Source organism: Streptomyces sp. BA2 (assembly GCF_009769735.1).
GTDB lineage: Bacteria > Actinomycetota > Actinomycetes > Streptomycetales > Streptomycetaceae > Streptomyces.
This window is the reverse complement of sequence record NZ_WSRO01000002.1, coordinates 3,091,560-3,108,326: the sequence shown is the minus strand read 5'-3', so window position 1 is coordinate 3,108,326 and position 16,767 is coordinate 3,091,560. Positions and strand designations below refer to the sequence as shown.

The following is a 16,767-nucleotide window of genomic DNA, read 5'->3' as shown; positions in this document are numbered from 1 at the left end:
AGGGGCCGCGGTGCTGCCTGTGGCAGGGACTCAGCCGCGCTGGATCCCCGTGGTGTCCTGCAGCACGCCACGACGGCCGTCCTGCGTCTGGGCCACCAGGCCGGGACCGCGCTGCTCGACGGCCAAGTACCAGGTGCCGGGCGCCAGTTCGGCGATCGGCGTCGGCGAACCGTCCTCCGCGTACAGCGGACGCGGCACCGGCACGGCGAACCAGAACGGCGAGAAGTCGCCGGTGGCCTGCGCCTGTCCGGGAGGCGGCGTCTGCTGCCCCGGCTGCGGCTGACCCGGCTGGGCGCCGTAGGGCTGACCCTGCTGCGGCTGACCGGGCTGGGCGCCGTAGGGCTGACCCTGCTGCGGCTGGCCCTGCGCACCGGGGTAGCCGTACCCACCCTGCGGCTGACCGCCGTAGGGCTGGGGGGCGGCGGGGCGCGGGGCACCGACGAGGGGGGCCTTGAAGGCGGGGACCGTCAGGGCGAGGATCGCACCGGCGGCCAGGATGAGCGTGGCGATCAGGGAGAGGATGATGCCGATGCCGGCGTCGACACCGGTATCGCCCCCGCCCGAGCCCACGTTGTCGTAGCCGCTGGAGGGGTCGAAGACCTGCCCGAGGGCGCTCCAGGCGGCGGCGATGGCGAAGGCGACACCGAAGTGTCCGAGGTCGAGGCCGAGTACCTTCGGAGGCGTCGGCAGACCGCGGGAGACGACGATGCAGACGGCACCGATGATCCCGGCCAGGGTGACGCCCATGAGGATCGGGCCACTGCTCCAGGAGTTCGGCATGTCCAGCGAGTCCGAGGCGCCTTCGACATCGAAGATGTCCAGGAACGAGGCGATGAACAGCAAAACCGCTGCCCCGATCACCACGCCGTCGCCTCGAGTGAGAGAGCGGATATTCACTTCAGGTCCTTCGTAAGTCGTCTCGTCGGTGGAGGCGTCGCTCGCCCCAAGGTCGTGGTGCGGAGCGCGGGGATGGCCCCCCATCGTACGGAGGACATTATCGTTCACGCGGGTGGGGTGTCTGCTCGGGATAAAGACCTGAAGCCCTACCGACCCGCTACCGACCCGTTATCCCCGCAGGAAGCTCACGATTCCGTCGGAGATCCCCTGAGCCGCCTTCTGCCGCCAGGTGCCGCTGGTGAGCAACGCCTCGTCCTTCGCGTCCCGCATGTTGCCGCACTCGATGAACACCTTGGGGACGGTGGACAGGTTGAGGCCACCCAGGTCCTTGCGTACGTCGAGTCCGGTGCCGTCGCCGACGTAGTTGGAGGGGGCGCTGCCCGTCGCGCGCAGGAACGTGCCCGCGACGCGCTCGCCCAAGTCGCGCGAAGGGGCGACGATCTTGGAGGTGTCCGCGGCGCCGGACTTCACGGATGCGGGCAGGATCACGTGGAAGCCGCGGTTGCCGGCCGCGGAGCCGTCGGCGTGGACGGAGACGACGGCGTCCGCGCGGGCGTTGTTGCCGATGCGGGCACGCTCGTCGACGCAGGGGCCCCAGGGGCGGTCGCCGTCCTGGGTGAACTTGACCGTGGCGCCCTGCTTCTCCAGGAGAGTGCGCAGGCGGCGCGAGACGTCGAGGGTGAATTGGGCCTCGGTGTAACCGTTGTTCGTGGAGGTGCCCGTGGTGTCGCACTCCTTGCGGTGCGTGCCGACGTTCACCAGCTTGTTGATCTCGGCCGTGTGCCTGCCGTTGCCCGTGTTGTGACCGGGGTCGACCACGACGACCTTGCCCTTGAGGGGGCCGGAGGCGGCGGGGCGGCTCGAAGACTTCGGGGGCTTGGTCGTGCTCGGCTCATCACTCGCTTTGCCGTCGCCCTCGTCACCCTCGTCGCCCTTGCCGTCGTCCTTCTCGGAGGCCGACGGGGAGGGTTTCGCGGAGGACGCCGAACCCTGCGCGGACTGGCTTGTGGAGGGGAGCGTTCTGGATGGCTCGTTGCCACCGGGGCCGCTCGTCGCCTCGTAGATGAGCCACCCCGCGAGGCACGTCGGCACCAGCGCGGCGAGCGTCACCGTGAGGGGGCCGCCGCTGAAACGGCGGGGCGGGCGTGGGGGCTGGCTGTCCGGACCTACGTACGACACGAGAGCGACTCTAACCGCGAGGTCAGATCCCCGCTCCCGTTCGCCGCAGGACGCGCAGGGAGTCGGTTGCCGAGACCTCGGTGAACGCGCCGGACTCCAGGGCCCTGAGGTAGACGCGGTACGGGGCCTGGCCCGTCATGATGTCGGTGGGGTTCGGGAAGACGTCGTGGATCAGGAGCAGGCCGCCCTCCGCGATGTGCGGGGCCCAGCCCTCGTAGTCGCCCGTCGCGTGCTCGTCCGTGTGGCCGCCGTCGATGAAGACCAGGCCCAGCGGTCCGCCCCACGCCTTCGCCACCTGCGGCGAGCGCCCGACGATCGCGATCACGTGGTCCTCAAGGCCCGCGTGGTGCAGCGTGCGGCGGAAGGTGGGGAGGGTGTCCATCTGCCCCACCTCCGGGTCGACCGTCGCCGGATCGTGATACTCCCAGCCCGGCTGCTGCTCCTCGCTGCCGCGGTGGTGGTCCACGGTGATGGCCGTGACGCCGGCCTCGCGGGCGGCGTCCGCGAGCAGGATCGTGGAGCGGCCGCAGTACGTCCCGACCTCCAGGAGCGGAAGCCCGAGCGCTGCGGCTTCCGCCGCCGCGGCGTACAGGGCGAGGCCTTCACCGGCGGGCATGAAGCCCTTGGCCGCTTCGAAGGCGGCGAGAATCTCCGGCTTGGGCTGGGGGGCGGCCATGGGGTCCTCACGGTCGTCAATGCGATGGGTGCGTCTCGGGCCGACCTATGCTGCCGCATGGCCTGGGCAGTCCGGGAGGCGGGGCCTTGGTTGCCCTTATCACCGGCTTCGCCGAGTTCGTCCTCAAACGCCGGACGGGCTGAAACCAATCAGCCCGGCCGGCGTTCGAGGCCATCTTGTTGTGCCCCGCAGGCCCCGCCCTACGCCCGCACATCACTCCCGCCCGGCAGCAGCAGATCCAGCTCCACCGCCCGGTCGTCCCCACGATGCGCCGCCGCCGAGGCAAGCGGCGCATGCCCCGCGGCCGTCGCGGCGAGGACGTACGAGCCGTCGCCCGGGACGGAGAGCGAGTAGCGCCCGCCCTCATCCGTGAGCGCCGCCCCCGCCTGCCGTCCACGCCGGTCGATCAGCGTCACCTTGGCGCGCGCGACCGGCGCCCCGGAGGGGCTCAGTACCCGGCCGTGGAAACCGGCGAGCGCCTCCGTCGCGGCCCGCAGGTTCGCGTCCTCCTCGCTGCTGGCCCGCAGTTGAGTCCTGGCCGAGCGGCGGGCGGAGGGCAGGAACAGGGCGAAGACCAGGCCCAGGGCCACCGCGCCCGTGGCGATCAGGAACGACGTGCGGAAGCCCGTCATGGTGGGGATCGCGACGCCGCCCACGTGGTCCGCCGTGTTGGCGAGGACCATGCCGATCACGGCGCTCGACACCGACGTACCGATCGAGCGCATCAGGGTGTTCAAGCCGTTCGCCGCGCCCGTCTCCGACGGGTCCACCGCGCCGATGATCAGCGCCGGGAGCGAGGAGTAGGCGAGGCCGATGCCCGCGCCGACGACCACCGCGATGATGATCGTCTGCCAGGCGGCGCTCATCAGGCCGAGGCCCGCTCCGTAGCCGATCGCGATGATCAGCATGCCGAGGATGAGGGTGACCTTCGGGCCGTACTTCGCCGAGAGGCGGGCGTAGACCGGGGCCGTGAACATCATCGTCAGGCCCAGCGGCGCCACGCACAGACCCGCGACGACCATGGACTGGCCGAGGCCGTAGCCGGTGGCGGTCGGCAGCTGGAGCAGTTGCGGGAGGACGAGCGAGATCGCGTAGAACGCCACGCCGACCATGATCGAGGCCAGGTTGGTGAACAGGACCGCGGGGCGTGCCGTGGTGCGCAGGTCCACCAGCGGTGCCTTGAGGCGCAGCTCCATCACGCCCCACAGGACCAGGACGACCGCCGCCGCGCCGAACAGGCCGAGCGTCATGCCCGAGGTCCAGCCCCAGTCGCTGCCCTTGGTGATGGGCAGGAGGAAGAGGACCAGGCCCGCGGAGAGGCCGAGCGCGCCGGCCACGTCGAACGTGCCCTGCGCCTTCACCGTGCTCTCGGGTACGAAGAGGACGGTCAGGAGCATCGAGATGACGCCGAGGCCCGCCGCGCCGAAGAACAGGGCGTGCCAGTCGGCGTTCTGCGCGGTCAGTGCCGCGAGCGGCAGCGCGAGGCCGCCGCCGACGCCGATGGACGAGCTCATCAGGGCCATCGCGGAGCCGAGCTTCTCGCGGGGCAGCCCGTCGCGCATCAGGCCGATGCCGAGCGGGATGGCGCCCATCGCGAAGCCCTGGAGTGCGCGGCCGACGATCATCACGACGAGGTCGTCGGTGAAACCGCAGATCAGGGAGCCCACGACCATCACGGCCAGGCTCATCAGAAGCATGCGGCGCTTGCCGTAGAGGTCCCCGAGGCGGCCCATGATCGGGGTCGAGACGGCGCCGGCGAGCAGCGTCGCCGTCATGACCCAGGTGGCGTTCGACGGCGTGGTGCTCAGAAGCGCCGGCAGGTCCTTGATGACCGGCACCAGGAGCGTCTGCATCACCGCGACGACGATGCCGGCGAAGGCGAGTACGGGGACGACTCCGCGGGTGCCGCGTTGGTGGGTCGTCGACTGCGTCATTACGTGGGGCCTCCGGGGGCGGTGCAAAAGGTGGCAGGGGTACGTGCAGTGCGAACCTGTTTCCCCGGGCGACTATTCCGACGGACGTCGTACGAGGGGAATTCTTGACCTGTTGTTAACCGGGCAGCCAGGTGAGGCCCGCGGCCACCGCTGAAGCGGACCCGAAGGAGAGTCGAAGCGGACCCGAAGCGGACCCGTATCTGACCTTCCGTCAGACTTCCATCGAACTGAAACGTGTTCTAGCCTGTCGCCGTCCCGGAAGCTGCTACCGGCGAGGACGCGCATGGGCATCGGAATCACGCAGGAACAGCGGGAGTTGGCGGCGGCCGTGCGCGGCTGGGCCGCCCGCGCCGTACCGCCCGAGGAGATACGCAAGCTGCTCGACGACGCGCCACCCGGAGAGGGCGCCAGGCCCGCCTACTGGGACGGGCTCGCCGAGCAGGGGCTGCTCGCGGTGCACCTGCCCGAGGAGTGCGGCGGCGGGGGCGGTGACCTCGTGGACCTCGCCGTCGTCCTGGAGGAGGCCGGGCGGGCCGCGCTCCCGGGGCCGTACCTGGCGAGCTCCCTCGCCTCGGCCGTGCTGCACCGGGCGGGCGCCCGCGAGCTCGCCGCAGGCCTGGCGTCCGGGGCGCGCATCGGTGCCGTCGCGCTCGGTGCGGGCACGCTGACCGCGGTGTCCGTGGCGGACGGCTACATCCTCGACGGCACCGCGCCGCCCGTGCTCTCCGGAGCCGACGCCGACCTGCTGATCCTGGCCGCGGAGTCCGCGCGCGGAACCGAGTGGCTGGCCGTCGACGCCGCCGAGCTGACCGTACGTACGCAGGAGAGCGCCGATCCGACGCGGCCCACCGCCGAGGTGACGGCGGACGGGGTGGAGGTCCCGGCCGGGCGGGTGCTCGGCGTCGACGCCGCGCTCGTACGGGATCTCGCGTGTGCCGTGTACGCCGCCGACGCGTGCGGCGTCGCGGGATGGGCGCTGGAGACCGCCACCGAGTACGCGAAGGTGCGGGAGCAGTTCGGGCGGCCGATCGGGCAGTTCCAGGCGGTCAAGCACCTCTGCGCGGACATGCTGGTGCGGCTCGAACAGGCACGGGCCCTCGCGTGGGACGCGGCGCGGGCGGCGGACGAGCCGTCGCAGGAGGTGCGGGGCCTGGTCTGCGCGCTCGCCGCCGGGGCCGCACTCGACGCCGCGTACTCCTGCGCCAAGGACTCCATCCAGATCCTCGGCGGCATCGGCTTCACCTGGGAGCACGACGCGCACCTGTATCTGCGCAGATCACTGGTTGCCCGGCAGCTGCTCGGCACCGGTGACGGGCATCGGCTGCGGGCGGTGCGGCTCGCGGAGAGCGGGGCGCGCCGCGAGCTGCGGATGGAGCTGCCCGAGGAGGCGGACGCGTACCGGGAGCAGGCGCGCGAGGCCGTCGAAGCGGCCCGGGGGCTCGACCCGGCGGCCGCGCGCAAGGCACTCGCACCCACCGGCTACGCCGCGCCGCACCTGCCCGAGCCGTACGGCCTGGGCGCGGGCCCCGTCCAACAGCTCGTCGTACAGGAGGAGTTGGCGGCCGCCGGGGTGCGCGTCAGCGATCTCGGGATCGCCACCTGGGTGGTGCCCTCGCTCATCGCGTACGGGACGGGTGAGCAGCAGGAGCGGTTTCTGGCGCCGACGCTCAGGGGCGAGGTGCTGTGGTGCCAGTTGTTCAGCGAGCCCGGGGCCGGTTCGGATCTGGCCGCGCTGCGGACGCGGGCGGAGCGGGTCGACGGCGGCTGGCTCATCAACGGCCAGAAGGTGTGGACGAGCGCGGCGCAATGGGCCGACCACGGGATCCTGCTGGCCCGTACGGACCCCGACGCCCCCAAGCACAAGGGGCTCACGTACTTCGTCATCGACATGAAGCGGGCTTCGGGCATCGACATCCGCCCGCTGAAGGAGATCACCGGAGACTCCCTCTTCAACGAGGTCTACTTCGACGACGTCCTGCTGCCCGCCGACGCGGTCGTCGGCGAGGTGAACGACGGCTGGCGGGTCGCACGCCACACGCTCGGCAACGAACGCGTCCACATGGCCGACCAGCTGACCTTCGACACCGGCCTGGAGGCGCTCATCGGACGCGCCGGTGAGCTCGACGGCGCCGGCCGCGCGCGGATCGGCACGCTCGCCGCCGAGGCGCACGCGCTCGCCTGCATCGGCCTGCGGACGACGATGCGGCAGGTGGCGGGCGCGGAGCCGGGGGCCGGGGCCTCCGTCCGCAAGCTCGTGCAGACCCCGCATCAGCAGAAGGTCGCCGAGCTCGCCCTCGAACTGCTCGGGCCTGCGGGCGCGGTGCGCGAGGGCGCCGGGGAGCGGGCGCTGCACGGCTTCCTGATGTCGCGCTGCCTGACCATCGCGGGCGGGACCACGCAGGTGCAGCTGAACGTCGTCGCGGAGCGGCTCCTCGGCCTGCCGAGGGACCCCGAGCCGCGCCCCATCATCTGATCCATCGAAGGAGACGGGTTGTGAAGGCGTACATAGTCGGCGTCGGAATGACGAAGTTCGAGAAGCCAGAGACGCGGGACTGGCAGTACTGGGACATGGCGAAGGAGGCGGGCACCAAGGCGCTCGACGACGCCGGAATCTCGTACGAGCAGGTGGAGCAGGTCCCGGTCGGCTACTGCTTCCAGGCCTCGACGGCGGGCCAGCGGGCCGTGTACGAACTGGGCCTGACCGGCGTCCCCGTCTACAACGTGAACAACAACTGCGCGACGGCGTCGACCGCGCTGATGATGGCCCGGCAGTTCGTCGAGGGCGGCATCAACGACTGCGTGCTCGCGCTGGGCTTCGAGAAGATGGCGCGGGGCGCGCTGGGCGGCGGGTCCGACGGAGGTGACTTCAAGACGTCCCCCGTGGCCCGGCACTACGGCGTGATGGCGGCCCGGCACGGCTTCGAGATGACCCCGCCCACCGCCCAGATCTTCGGCGACGCGGCACGCGAGCACATGGAGATGTACGGCACGACGGAGGCGCAGCTGGCGGCCGTGGGCGCCAAGAACCACCGGCACTCGGTGAACAATCCGTACGCCCAGTTCCAGGACGAGTACACCGTCGACGAGATCCTCGCCGCCAAGACCATCCACCGTCCGCTCACCAAACTGCAGTGCTCGCCGACGTCGGACGGGTCGGCCGCCGCGGTGGTGGTGTCGGAGCGGTTCGTGGAGCGGCACGGCCTCCAGGAGCGCGCCGTGGAGATCGCCGCGCAGGCGATGACCACGGACACCGGGGAGTCCTTCGACTCGGGCTCGTGCATCGACGTCGTGGGGCAGCCCATGTCGAGGGCTGCGGCGCGGCAGGTGTACGAGAGGTCGGGACTCGGCATCGAGGACGTCGACGTCGTCGAGCTGCACGACTGCTTCTCCATCAACGAGCTCCTCACCTACGAGGCCCTCGGCATGTGCGCGGCGGGGGAGTCCGGAAAGCTCGTCGAGAGCGGGGCGACCACCTACGGCGGGCGGTGGGTGGTGAACCCGTCGGGCGGCCTGATCTCCAAGGGGCACCCGCTCGGCGCGACGGGCATCGCCCAAGTTGCCGAGCTCACCTGGCAGTTGAGGGGCCAGGCGGACGCGCGGCAGGTGGCCGGGGCCCGAGTGGGGCTCGCGCACAACATCGGCCTCGGGGGAGCGGCGGTGGTGACGCTGCTGCGCAAGGGCTGAACGGCGGGAAACGGAGAGGACCTCGGGTCCTAGGACCCGAGGCCGAGGTCCTCTGCGTCGATACCCCGATGCATGCGGAGCCCGGACCCTGGCACCATTCCTGTCATGGTCCAAACGCCCCCCGACACTTACATAGCCGCACCGTCGCGGAAGTCCGCGCCCGTGTGGGCGGTGCTGCTCGCCGCCTGCGCAGGTCAGTTCCTGGTCGTCCTCGACGTGTCGGTGGTGAACACCGCCCTGCCCTCGATGCGCTCCGACCTGGGCATGAGCGCCGTAGGACTGCAATGGGTGGTCAACGCGTACTCGATCGCCTTCGCGGGCTTCATGCTGCTCGGCGGTCGGGCCGGGGACCTCTTCGGGCGCAAGCGGATGTTCCTGGTGGGTCTCGGGCTCTTCACGGTGGCCTCGCTCGCGGGCGGGCTCGCGCAGGCCGAGTGGCAGCTGCTCCTGGCGCGGGCCGTGCAGGGGCTCGGCGCGGCGGTCCTCGCCCCTTCGACCCTGACGATCCTCACCTCGGCGGTGCCCGAGGGTCCTGCCCGGATACGGGCGATCGGGACCTGGGCGGCGGTGGGCGCGGGAGGAGGCGCCGCGGGCGGCCTCGTCGGCGGGGTCCTCACCGACCTGCTCTCCTGGCGCTGGGTGCTCCTCATCAACGTGCCGATCGGCGCGCTCGTCGTCGTCGCGGGCGTGGCCTGGCTCACCGAGAGCAAGGCCGGCCAGGCGCGCCGCCTCGACGTGCCGGGCGCGGTGCTGGTGACGGCGGGGCTCGCCACGCTCGCGTACGGGATCGTGCAGACGGAGGAGAAGGGCTGGACGGCGACGGCGACCCTGGTGCCGCTGGCCGCCGGGCTCCTGCTGCTCGGCCTCTTCCTCCTGGTCGAGGCGCGTACGAAGGTCCCGCTGATGCCGCTGAAGCTGTTCCGGGTGCGGTCGGTGTCGGCGGCGAACGCGGCGATGTTCGTGTGCGGCGGCGGCATGTTCGCCATGTGGTTCTTCATGACGCTGTACGCGCAGAACGTCCTCGGCTACTCGGCGCTCAAGGCGGGCCTCGCCCTGATCCCCTCTTCGCTGACGATCGTCTTCGGCTCCAAGCTGGCGCCGCGCCTGATGCGGGTGCTCGGCGCGAAGAACGTGTCCGTGCTGGGGATCCTGGTGGCGGCGGCGGGCTTCGGCTGGCAGTCCCTGATGACCGCCGACGGCGGCTACGTCACCTCGATCATGCTGCCCGGCATCGTGATGATGCTCGGCGCGGGTCTCGCCACGACGCCGCTGGCTTCGCTCGGCACTTCGGGGGCGGACCCGGAGGACGCGGGCCTTGTCTCCGGGCTCATCAACACGTCGCGGACGATGGGCGGGGCGCTGGGGCTCGCGGTGCTCTCGACGGTTTCGGCGTCGCGGATGGGCGGTTCCACGACGCCGGAGGCGCTTACCGCGGGGTACGCGATGGCGTTCCGGACCAGTGGGTGCATCTTGCTGGCCGGGGTCCTTGTGCTGCTGCTTTGGATGCCGCGGGACGGGGCCAAGCACTGACTCTTCCCCTGGCGCGGGGGCCTTGGTTGCCGTCATCACCGGCTTCGCCGAGTTCGTCCTCAATCGCCGGACGGGCTGAGAAATCGCAGCCCGTCCGGCGATCGAGGACCCCTGAGTCGGCTAAAGCCAGCCCCGCTGTCTCGCTTCCCGTACCGCCTCCATGCGATTCCGCGTCCCCGTTTTCCCGATCGCCCCCGAGAGATAGTTCCGCACCGTCGACTCCGAGAGGTGCAGCTTCGACGCGATGTCGGCGACCGTCGCTCCGTCCACGGAGGCCCGCAGGACATCCGCCTCCCGCGAGGTGAGGGGACTGGGCCCCGCGCTCAGGGCGGCCGCCGCGAGCGCGGGGTCGATCACCGTCTCGCCCCGCAGCGCCTGCCGGATCGCCTCCGCCAGGTCCTCCACCGGGCCGTCCTTGACGAGGAAGCCCACCGCGCCCGCCTCCATGGCCCGGCGCAGATAGCCGGGCCTGCCGAAGGTCGTGAGGATGAGGACCCGGCACTCGGGGCACTCGTCGCGCAGGTCCGCCGCCGCGTCGAGCCCGCTGCGGCCCGGCAGTTCGATGTCGAGGAGCGCCACGTCGGGGCGGGCGTTCAGCGCCGCGTCCACGATCTGGTCGCCCGCGCCGACCTGTGCGACGACCTCGATGTCCTGCTCCATGCCGAGCAGCAGCGCGAGCGCGCTCCGCATCATGCCCTGATCCTCGGCGAGCAGGACTCTGATCATGGGGTGCGCTCCTCCGCGACGGGGCCGGAACCGGAAGCGGGACCGGGTCCGGGGCTTGGCTCGGTGACCGGCAGCTCCGCTGTGACCCAGAATCCGCCGCGCGGCGCGGGGCCGGACTCCAGGGAGCCGCCCGCCGCCGCGAGGCGCTCGGCCAGGCCCTTCAGCCCGCTGCCGGGCTTTCCCGAGCCTACGCCGCGGCCGTCGTCGGTGATCAGCAGCCGAGTCCGTTCGGCGGTGCCCGCCACCTCGATCTCGCAGCGGGTCGCCCTTGAATGGCGTACGACATTCGTGGCGGACTCCCGGACGACCCAGCCGAGCAGCGCCGCCGTCTGCGGAGCCAGCGGCGGCCCCGACTGGCGTACGACCGCCTCGATGCCCGCCGCGTCCAGGAGATCCCGGGCCCGGTCGAGCTCCGTGGCCAGGCTGCCCTCGCGGTAGCCGGTGACCGCCTCGCGGATCTCGGTCAGGGCCTGGCGGCCGACGGACTCGATGTCGGAGACCTGGCCGAGCGCGGCGTCCAGGTCACGGGGCGCAAGCCGGCGCGTCGCCTCCGCCTTCACGACGATCACCGAGAGCGTGTGGCCGAGCAGATCGTGCAGGTCCCGGGAGAAGCGCAGCCGCTCCTTCTCGACCGCGCCGCGGGCCAGCTCCTCACGTGTGGCGCGTAGTTCCTTCACCGTCTCGGAGAGGGCGAGGATCGCCGCCGTCACCATGACGGAGATGAACGTGCCGTACGCGATGCCCGCCGCGTCCCAGCCGTCCTTCAGCCCGCCGACCACCGCCGCCGCGATGCTCAGGGCGAACCCCGCGGGAGCGAGCTGCCTGCCCCGCAGCGCCGCGCCCGTGGCGAGGCCCAGGAGCGGGAAGAACATCAGCCAGCTGTCGCCGTAGCCGATGGTGAGGGCCAAGGTGACCGCGGTCAGCGCAAGGAGCAGCTGCTTGGTGACGCGCGCCTCCCGCGCCCTCTTGTCGAAGGCGCGGAACACCACGGCGATGTAGAGGGAGTTGAAAGCCAGCAGGCCGAGGCCGCCGAGCCAGGGGTTCCCCGTCTTTCCCTGGAGGAGGTTGGAGAAGGAGCCCATGCCCATCAGGAGCCAGGGCAGCATCGCGAAGCCGTTGGGCGGGCCCAGGTCCTCGGGCCTGCTCCGGCCGGACTTCTCCCGCTCCCGCATCTCGGCGAGCTGCGCCCTGCTGCCGTGTTTCCAGGCCGCGAGGCGGGTGTGCCTCTGCCAGAAGCCCTTCACCGCGGTCCCTCGTAGAGCTCGTTCGTCATGGCGGTGACGCTACGGACCCGAGGCGGCCGTGCGGCAGATGTGGGTGTACGGACATGGCCGGTACAAATGTCACACGCCTGATCAGGGGTGAATCTGACGTGACGTCAGGAGTCTTCACAACTGCCGGACGCTCGGCTATACATGGGTTCGCCGGACTGGAACGCGTTCTAGAACGGGCTCGTCCGGCCCTGTTGCGACCTCGGTGCGACCGACGGTGCGGACGGCCGCACCGAGGTCTTCAGACCGGCCAAGGAGCTGCCACCACATGCCCATCGATGCCGCGAAAGCACTGGCCGCGGAGCCCAGGTCGGCCGAGATCACCTGGGATCACAAGGACATCCAGCTCTACCACCTGGGCCTCGGCGCGGGCGTCCCCGCCACCGACCCCGACGAACTGCGCTACACCCTGGAGTCCAAGCTGCACGTCCTGCCCAGCTTCGCGACCGTCGCGGGCGCAGGGATGGGCATGCTCGGCGGGCTCTCGTCCCCCGGCATCGAGGTGAACCTGGCCGCGGTCCTGCACGGCGGCCAGAGCATCACGCTGCACCGCCCGATCCCGGTCAAGGGCAAGGCCGTCACCACCTCCAAGGTGGCTGCCGTGTACGACAAGACCAAGGCCGCGATCCTCGTCCTGCGCACCGAAGTGGCCGACGCCGAGGGCCCGTTGTGGACGAGCGACGCCCAGATCTTCGTACGCGGCGAAGGCGGATTCGGCGGTGAACGCGGCCCCTCCACCCGCCTCCCGGCCCCCGAGGGCGAGCCGCACACGACCGTCGAGCGCCCCGTCCGCGAGGAGCAGGCGCTGCTCTACCGCCTCTCCGGGGACTGGAACCCGCTGCACGCCGACCCCGAGTTCGCCAAGCTCGCCGGCTTCGACCGCCCCATCCTGCACGGCCTGTGCACCTACGGGATGACGCTCAAGGCCGTCGTCGACACGCTGCTCGGCGGCGACGTGTCGCGGGTGCGGAGCTACAGCACGCGCTTCACCGGGACCGTCTTCCCCGGAGAGACCCTGCGGATCCGGATGTGGCGCTCCGAGGGCCGGGTCCAAGTGGCGGTGACGGCGGTCGAACGGGACGACGCGCCGGTCCTCGCCGACACGATCGTCGAACACGTCTGAAGCTTCGGACACGCCTGCATCTTCGTACGAGGGGAGCCGCACCATGCGCGCAGCCGTACTGCACGAGATAGGCCAGGACAAGCTCGAGGTCCTCGACGACGTCGAGGCGATGGGCTTCGGTCCTGGCAAGGTCAAGATCCGGGTGCGGGCCACCGGCCTGTGCCACTCCGACGTCTCCGCGATGAACGGCGTACTGCCGCAGCCCGCGCCGTTCATCCCCGGCCACGAGGGCGCGGGCGAGATCGCCGACGTCGGCGACGGCGTGAGCGGGATCAGCCAGGGCGACAGGGTCCTGGTGTGCTGGCTGCCCGCCTGCGGCACGTGTCCGGCGTGCAAGCGCGGGCAGAGCCAGCTCTGCCTGGCCGGATTCATGAACGCGGGCACCCCCAACTTCAAGCGCCCCAGCGGCGATGTCTTCGGCTTCGCGGGTACGGGCACCTTCACCGAGGAGGTCGTGGTCGACGCCGGCTGCGCCGTGCCGATCCCGGACGACGTGCCCTTCGACATCGCGGCGCTGATCGGCTGCGGAGTGACGACGGGGCTCGGCGCGGCCATCAACACCGCGAAGGTCGAAGCCGGTTCGTCGGTCGCCGTCATCGGCTGCGGTGGCGTCGGCATCTCCGCGATCCAGGGCGCCCGGCTCAAAGGCGCGGCGCAGATCATCGCCGTCGACCCGGTGGCATCGCGGCGCGAGGCCGCGCTGCGGTTCGGCGCGACGGAGGCGGTCGCACCGGATGCGCTGGGGGACGCCAAGCAACGGGTGACCGCGGGCGAGGGCTTCGACTACGTCTTCGAGGTCGTCGGGAAGTCCGCCACCGCCCGCACCGCGTACGAGACGACGCGGCGCGGCGGCACGCTCGTCATCGTCGGCGCGGGCGCCATGGACGACAACCTCCAGCTGAACATGTTCGAGCTGTTCTTCGACGAGAAGAAGATCCTGCCGTCCATGTACGGCGGCGGCGACGTCCTGCAGTCCTACGAGCGGGCCATAGCGCTGTGGCGCGCGGGCCGGATCGACCTGGAGAGCATGATCACCCACCGGGTGCCGCTCTCCGAGATCAACGAAGCGCTTGACCAGATGCGTACGGGCGTCGCGCTGCGTACGTGCATCGAGATCTGAGAGGACTTCGATCCTGATGTCACAGCCAATGCCATCGCCATCGCCACGGCCACTCGAAGGTCTGGCCGCGATCGTGACAGGAGCGGGCCGGGGCCTGGGGCGTGCGGAAGCTCTCGAACTCGCCCGGCTCGGCGCGAGCGTCGTCGTCAACGACTTCGGACAGCCGGGCCGTGACGGCTCGGGCGAGGCGTCGGCGACGCCCGCCGAGGAGGTCGCGGCGGAGATCCGGGCGGCGGGCGGGCAGGCGGTCGCGCACCTGGGTGACGTCGCGGACCACGAACAGGCGCGCGGGCTCGTCCAGTTGGTGATCGACACGTACGGCAAGCTCGACATCCTGGTCAACAACGCGGGGATCCTGCGGGACCGGATGATCTTCTCGATGAGCGAGGGCGAATGGGACTCGGTCATCCACGTCCATCTCAAGGGCCACTTCAACACGACGCACTTCGCGTCCGTGCACTGGCGTGAGCGGTCCAAGGCGGCGGGCGAGCCGGTGTACGGCCGGATCGTCAACACGTCCTCGGAGGCGTTCCTCGCGGGCTCCGCGGGTCAGCCGAACTACGCGGCGGCGAAGGGCGGCATCGTCGGCCTGACGACGTCGAGCGCGCTGGCCCTCGGCAAGTACGGCGTGACGTCGAACGTCATCTGCCCCCGGGCGCGGACCCGGATGACGGAGGACGTCTTCACGGGGTTCCAGGAGCCGGGCGCGGGCGAACTGGACGCGCTCGCTCCCGAGCATGTGGCGCCCCTGGTCGGCTACTTGGCGTCGCCTGCGGCTGCCGGGGTCAACGGTCAGCTGCTGGTGGTGCACGGCGGCATGGTCGCCGTGGTCGAACGCCCCAAGGTGGCGGCGAAGTTCGACACGGCGAAGGAGGCCTTCACGTACGAGGAGCTGGACGGGGTCCTGTCGCCTTATTACGCGGGGCGGCCTGCGAATGAGACCTTCGCGGCGTCCGAGGTGCTGGGGCTGAAGCGGGGTTGATTTTCCCCAACCCCGCCCCTTCCCGAAAACCGTGCCTGCGCCCCGGGCCTACCTGGGGCTCCGCCCCAGACCCCGCTCCTCAAACGCCGGAGGGGCTGATTCTCAGCCCGTCCGGCGTTTGAGGACGAACTCGGCGAAGCCGGTGATCAGCGGCAACCAAGGCCCCCGCGCCGAGCGGGTTTTCGGGAAGGGGCGGGGTTGGGGACAAGTCAGTTCTTGTCGCCCTGCCGACGATGCCGGCCCCGCGGCGCCGCAGGGCCATCATGCTCAGCCACAGGCCCCCGATGCCTACCGGCGCCGGAACTGCCCGCCGCCTCCCGCGGCTCGGGATTCCGCTCGGATTCCGTACTGATCTCGGTCGTCATCAACACACTCACCCCGTAAACCGGTAAAGAAGATCGTTCGTACAGCCGGGCGAGTCTAACCAACCCCCGCACGCCCGGTGAGAGGCGCCTGCTGCAACGGAACGGGCCGCGCGGCGACCGGCGCGGGAGCCGCCGCCGGAGGGGGCGGTTCCACCTCCGCGACCCCGCACGGAACCGCCGCCGTCACGTACGGCAGACGCAGCGCACCCTCCCGCGTCCACCACCCCGCTCCCGCCAACCACCCTTCCGGAGCAGCCAGTTGATGCAGGCGCCGCTCGGCGGGACGCCATACGCCGAGCCAGCTCCCTGCCGCCCCGTCGATCCGCAGCGCCACCGCACAGCTCTCCGGCGTCAGCGTCTGACCGGGCTGGATGGCGAACGGCGTCACCGCGAGGTCGGGCAGGCGCAGGCACTCGGGGAAGCGCACCGGGCGCGTACCCCCGAGGACCCCCCAGCCGAGCCTGTCGTGGCCCGGCGCGTCCGAGCGGATCAGGAGCAGCCCGCTGTCCGGGTCCGCGAGCAGCAGCCGGTCGTCGCTCTCGTCGGCGATCTGGAGGAGCGGCGACACCTCGCCACCCCGCTCCAGATCCACCGCCACCGCCTTGACCTGGCCGTCCAACTCCCGGTCCAGGGCCAGCATCCGCCCTTCCCCGTCCAGCCAGACCCCGCCCGAGCAGTGCCCGGGGATCTCCGCGACGTGCTCGGGCCCGAAGGCGCCGCCCGCCACCAGCCACAGGGCCGTCGACCCCGCGCCCACCGCGAGCGCGTACGCATGGCTGCCGACCGGCGACGGCGGCAGCAGCGTAAGACGGGACGCGCCGCACTCCACCGCGCCGAGGGGCACCTCGCCGGTCCCGGGGCCCGTCGGGTACAGGAGCGCGAACGCGTGGCGTCCGTCGACGACGCGGTGGATCAGGACCCGTCCGTCGGCCATCGGGAGCACCTCCGTGCCGGGCTCCTCGGGCTGGTTGCCGGGCAGCGGCACCGCGTACGGCTCGGGGGAGTCGAGGGTCCAGCGCTCGGGGAACCAGGAACCGCCTTCGTGGGCGAGACGAGCGGCGTACGCGCCGTCGGCGGTTATCACTGGGGGTGTCGCGGGCGCCGGGGGAGACGTCGGCGCGGTCATGGGCTCGGGCTCAAGCGTGGGCGCTGTCATGGGGGAACCTCCGGGCCACGAAGCTAGTTTTCGCACGCACTGCCGTGGCACCTGTGGCCGCCCGCTTCACACAGAAGGGTGGCGATGTACCGATTCGCCTGAGGGGGCGGGGGTGGTTGTGCTG

Annotated in this window: 13 protein-coding genes; 6 read left to right on the top strand and 7 right to left on the bottom strand. The window is 71.4% G+C overall.

Translation table 11 applies throughout. The annotated features are described in order from the left end of the window. Nucleotides 1-30: 30 nt before the first annotated feature. The 4 genes from E5671_RS16750 to E5671_RS16735 all read right to left on the bottom strand — a co-directional run bounded on the left by E5671_RS16750 (nt 31) and on the right by E5671_RS16735 (nt 4,686). Nucleotides 31-897 (bottom strand): DUF5336 domain-containing protein, encoded by an 867-nt coding sequence (locus E5671_RS16750; RefSeq protein WP_160504782.1) that lies wholly within the window; start codon nt 895-897, stop codon nt 31-33. 168 nt (nt 898-1,065) lie between these two features. Further along, entirely contained in the window at nt 1,066-2,076 is a 1,011-nt protein-coding gene (locus tag E5671_RS16745; RefSeq protein ID WP_160504781.1) for an N-acetylmuramoyl-L-alanine amidase, read from the bottom strand. 22 nt (nt 2,077-2,098) lie between these two features. Continuing rightward, the gene (locus tag E5671_RS16740; RefSeq protein WP_160504780.1) at nt 2,099-2,752 is read right to left on the bottom strand and encodes a class I SAM-dependent methyltransferase; all 654 of its coding nucleotides are present in this window, start codon (nt 2,750-2,752) and stop codon (nt 2,099-2,101) included. Nucleotides 2,753-2,952: 200 nt separating this feature from the next. Further along, nucleotides 2,953-4,686, bottom strand: coding sequence for an MFS transporter (locus tag E5671_RS16735; RefSeq protein ID WP_160504779.1), 1,734 nt, complete (start codon nt 4,684-4,686; stop codon nt 2,953-2,955). Nucleotides 4,687-4,969: 283 nt separating this feature from the next. Here E5671_RS16735 and E5671_RS16730 point away from each other — a divergent pair, with 283 nt between their 5' ends. The 3 genes from E5671_RS16730 (at nt 4,970) to E5671_RS16720 (ending at nt 9,900) form a co-directional block, all read left to right on the top strand. Continuing rightward, entirely contained in the window at nt 4,970-7,159 is a 2,190-nt protein-coding gene (locus E5671_RS16730) for an acyl-CoA dehydrogenase (RefSeq protein ID WP_160504778.1), read from the top strand. A 20-nt stretch (nt 7,160-7,179) separates the two neighbouring features. Further along, on the top strand, nt 7,180-8,370 hold the full coding sequence (locus tag E5671_RS16725; RefSeq protein WP_160504777.1) for a thiolase C-terminal domain-containing protein: 1,191 nt from the start codon (nt 7,180-7,182) through the stop codon (nt 8,368-8,370). A gap of 105 nt (nt 8,371-8,475) precedes the next feature. After that, nucleotides 8,476-9,900, top strand: a complete 1,425-nt coding sequence (locus E5671_RS16720; RefSeq protein WP_160504776.1) for an MFS transporter — start codon at nt 8,476-8,478, stop codon at nt 9,898-9,900. A 120-nt stretch (nt 9,901-10,020) separates the two neighbouring features. Here the strand turns inward: E5671_RS16720 and E5671_RS16715 are convergent, their stop codons facing one another. After that, the gene (locus tag E5671_RS16715; protein WP_160504775.1) at nt 10,021-10,626 is read right to left on the bottom strand and encodes a response regulator transcription factor; all 606 of its coding nucleotides are present in this window, start codon (nt 10,624-10,626) and stop codon (nt 10,021-10,023) included. Next, nucleotides 10,623-11,798: a sensor histidine kinase gene (locus E5671_RS16710; RefSeq protein WP_160510229.1), complete on the bottom strand. Its 1,176-nt coding sequence runs from the start codon at nt 11,796-11,798 to the stop codon at nt 10,623-10,625. The genes E5671_RS16715 and E5671_RS16710 overlap by 4 nt, the downstream gene beginning before the upstream one ends. Before the next feature lie 367 nt (nt 11,799-12,165). Between E5671_RS16710 and E5671_RS16705 the strand changes: the two genes are divergently transcribed. Genes E5671_RS16705 through E5671_RS16695 form a run of 3 tightly spaced genes read left to right on the top strand, consistent with a single transcriptional unit; the run spans nt 12,166 to nt 15,122 of the window. Then, the gene (locus E5671_RS16705) at nt 12,166-13,020 is read left to right on the top strand and encodes a MaoC/PaaZ C-terminal domain-containing protein (RefSeq protein ID WP_160504774.1); all 855 of its coding nucleotides are present in this window, start codon (nt 12,166-12,168) and stop codon (nt 13,018-13,020) included. A 43-nt stretch (nt 13,021-13,063) separates the two neighbouring features. After that, nucleotides 13,064-14,140, top strand: coding sequence for a Zn-dependent alcohol dehydrogenase (locus tag E5671_RS16700; RefSeq protein WP_160504773.1), 1,077 nt, complete (start codon nt 13,064-13,066; stop codon nt 14,138-14,140). 28 nt (nt 14,141-14,168) lie between these two features. Next, nucleotides 14,169-15,122 carry a 3-oxoacyl-ACP reductase gene (locus E5671_RS16695; protein WP_160504772.1) on the top strand — a complete coding sequence of 318 codons (954 nt, stop codon included), beginning with the start codon at nt 14,169-14,171 and terminating at the stop codon, nt 15,120-15,122. Between the two features lie 420 nt (nt 15,123-15,542). On the opposite strand, the gene E5671_RS16690 is transcribed toward E5671_RS16695, so the two are convergent. Next, complete coding sequence (locus E5671_RS16690) at nt 15,543-16,643, bottom strand: hypothetical protein (RefSeq protein WP_160504771.1); 1,101 nt, start codon at nt 16,641-16,643, stop codon at nt 15,543-15,545. Nucleotides 16,644-16,767: the final 124 nt, after the last annotated feature.

Coding starts and splice junctions, on each gene's coding strand:
- E5671_RS16740 (WP_160504780.1), bottom strand. CDS start 2,752: ATGGCCGCCCCCCAGCCCAAGCCGGAGATTCTCGCCGCCTTCGAAGCG.
- E5671_RS16735 (WP_160504779.1), bottom strand. CDS start 4,686: ATGACGCAGTCGACGACCCACCAACGCGGCACCCGCGGAGTCGTCCCC.
- E5671_RS16730 (WP_160504778.1), top strand. CDS start 4,970: ATGGGCATCGGAATCACGCAGGAACAGCGGGAGTTGGCGGCGGCCGTG.
- E5671_RS16720 (WP_160504776.1), top strand. CDS start 8,476: ATGGTCCAAACGCCCCCCGACACTTACATAGCCGCACCGTCGCGGAAG.
- E5671_RS16715 (WP_160504775.1), bottom strand. CDS start 10,626: ATGATCAGAGTCCTGCTCGCCGAGGATCAGGGCATGATGCGGAGCGCG.
- E5671_RS16710 (WP_160510229.1), bottom strand. CDS start 11,798: ATGCGGGAGCGGGAGAAGTCCGGCCGGAGCAGGCCCGAGGACCTGGGC.
- E5671_RS16705 (WP_160504774.1), top strand. CDS start 12,166: ATGCCCATCGATGCCGCGAAAGCACTGGCCGCGGAGCCCAGGTCGGCC.
- E5671_RS16700 (WP_160504773.1), top strand. CDS start 13,064: ATGCGCGCAGCCGTACTGCACGAGATAGGCCAGGACAAGCTCGAGGTC.
- E5671_RS16695 (WP_160504772.1), top strand. CDS start 14,169: ATGCCATCGCCATCGCCACGGCCACTCGAAGGTCTGGCCGCGATCGTG.
- E5671_RS16690 (WP_160504771.1), bottom strand. CDS start 16,643: ATGACAGCGCCCACGCTTGAGCCCGAGCCCATGACCGCGCCGACGTCT.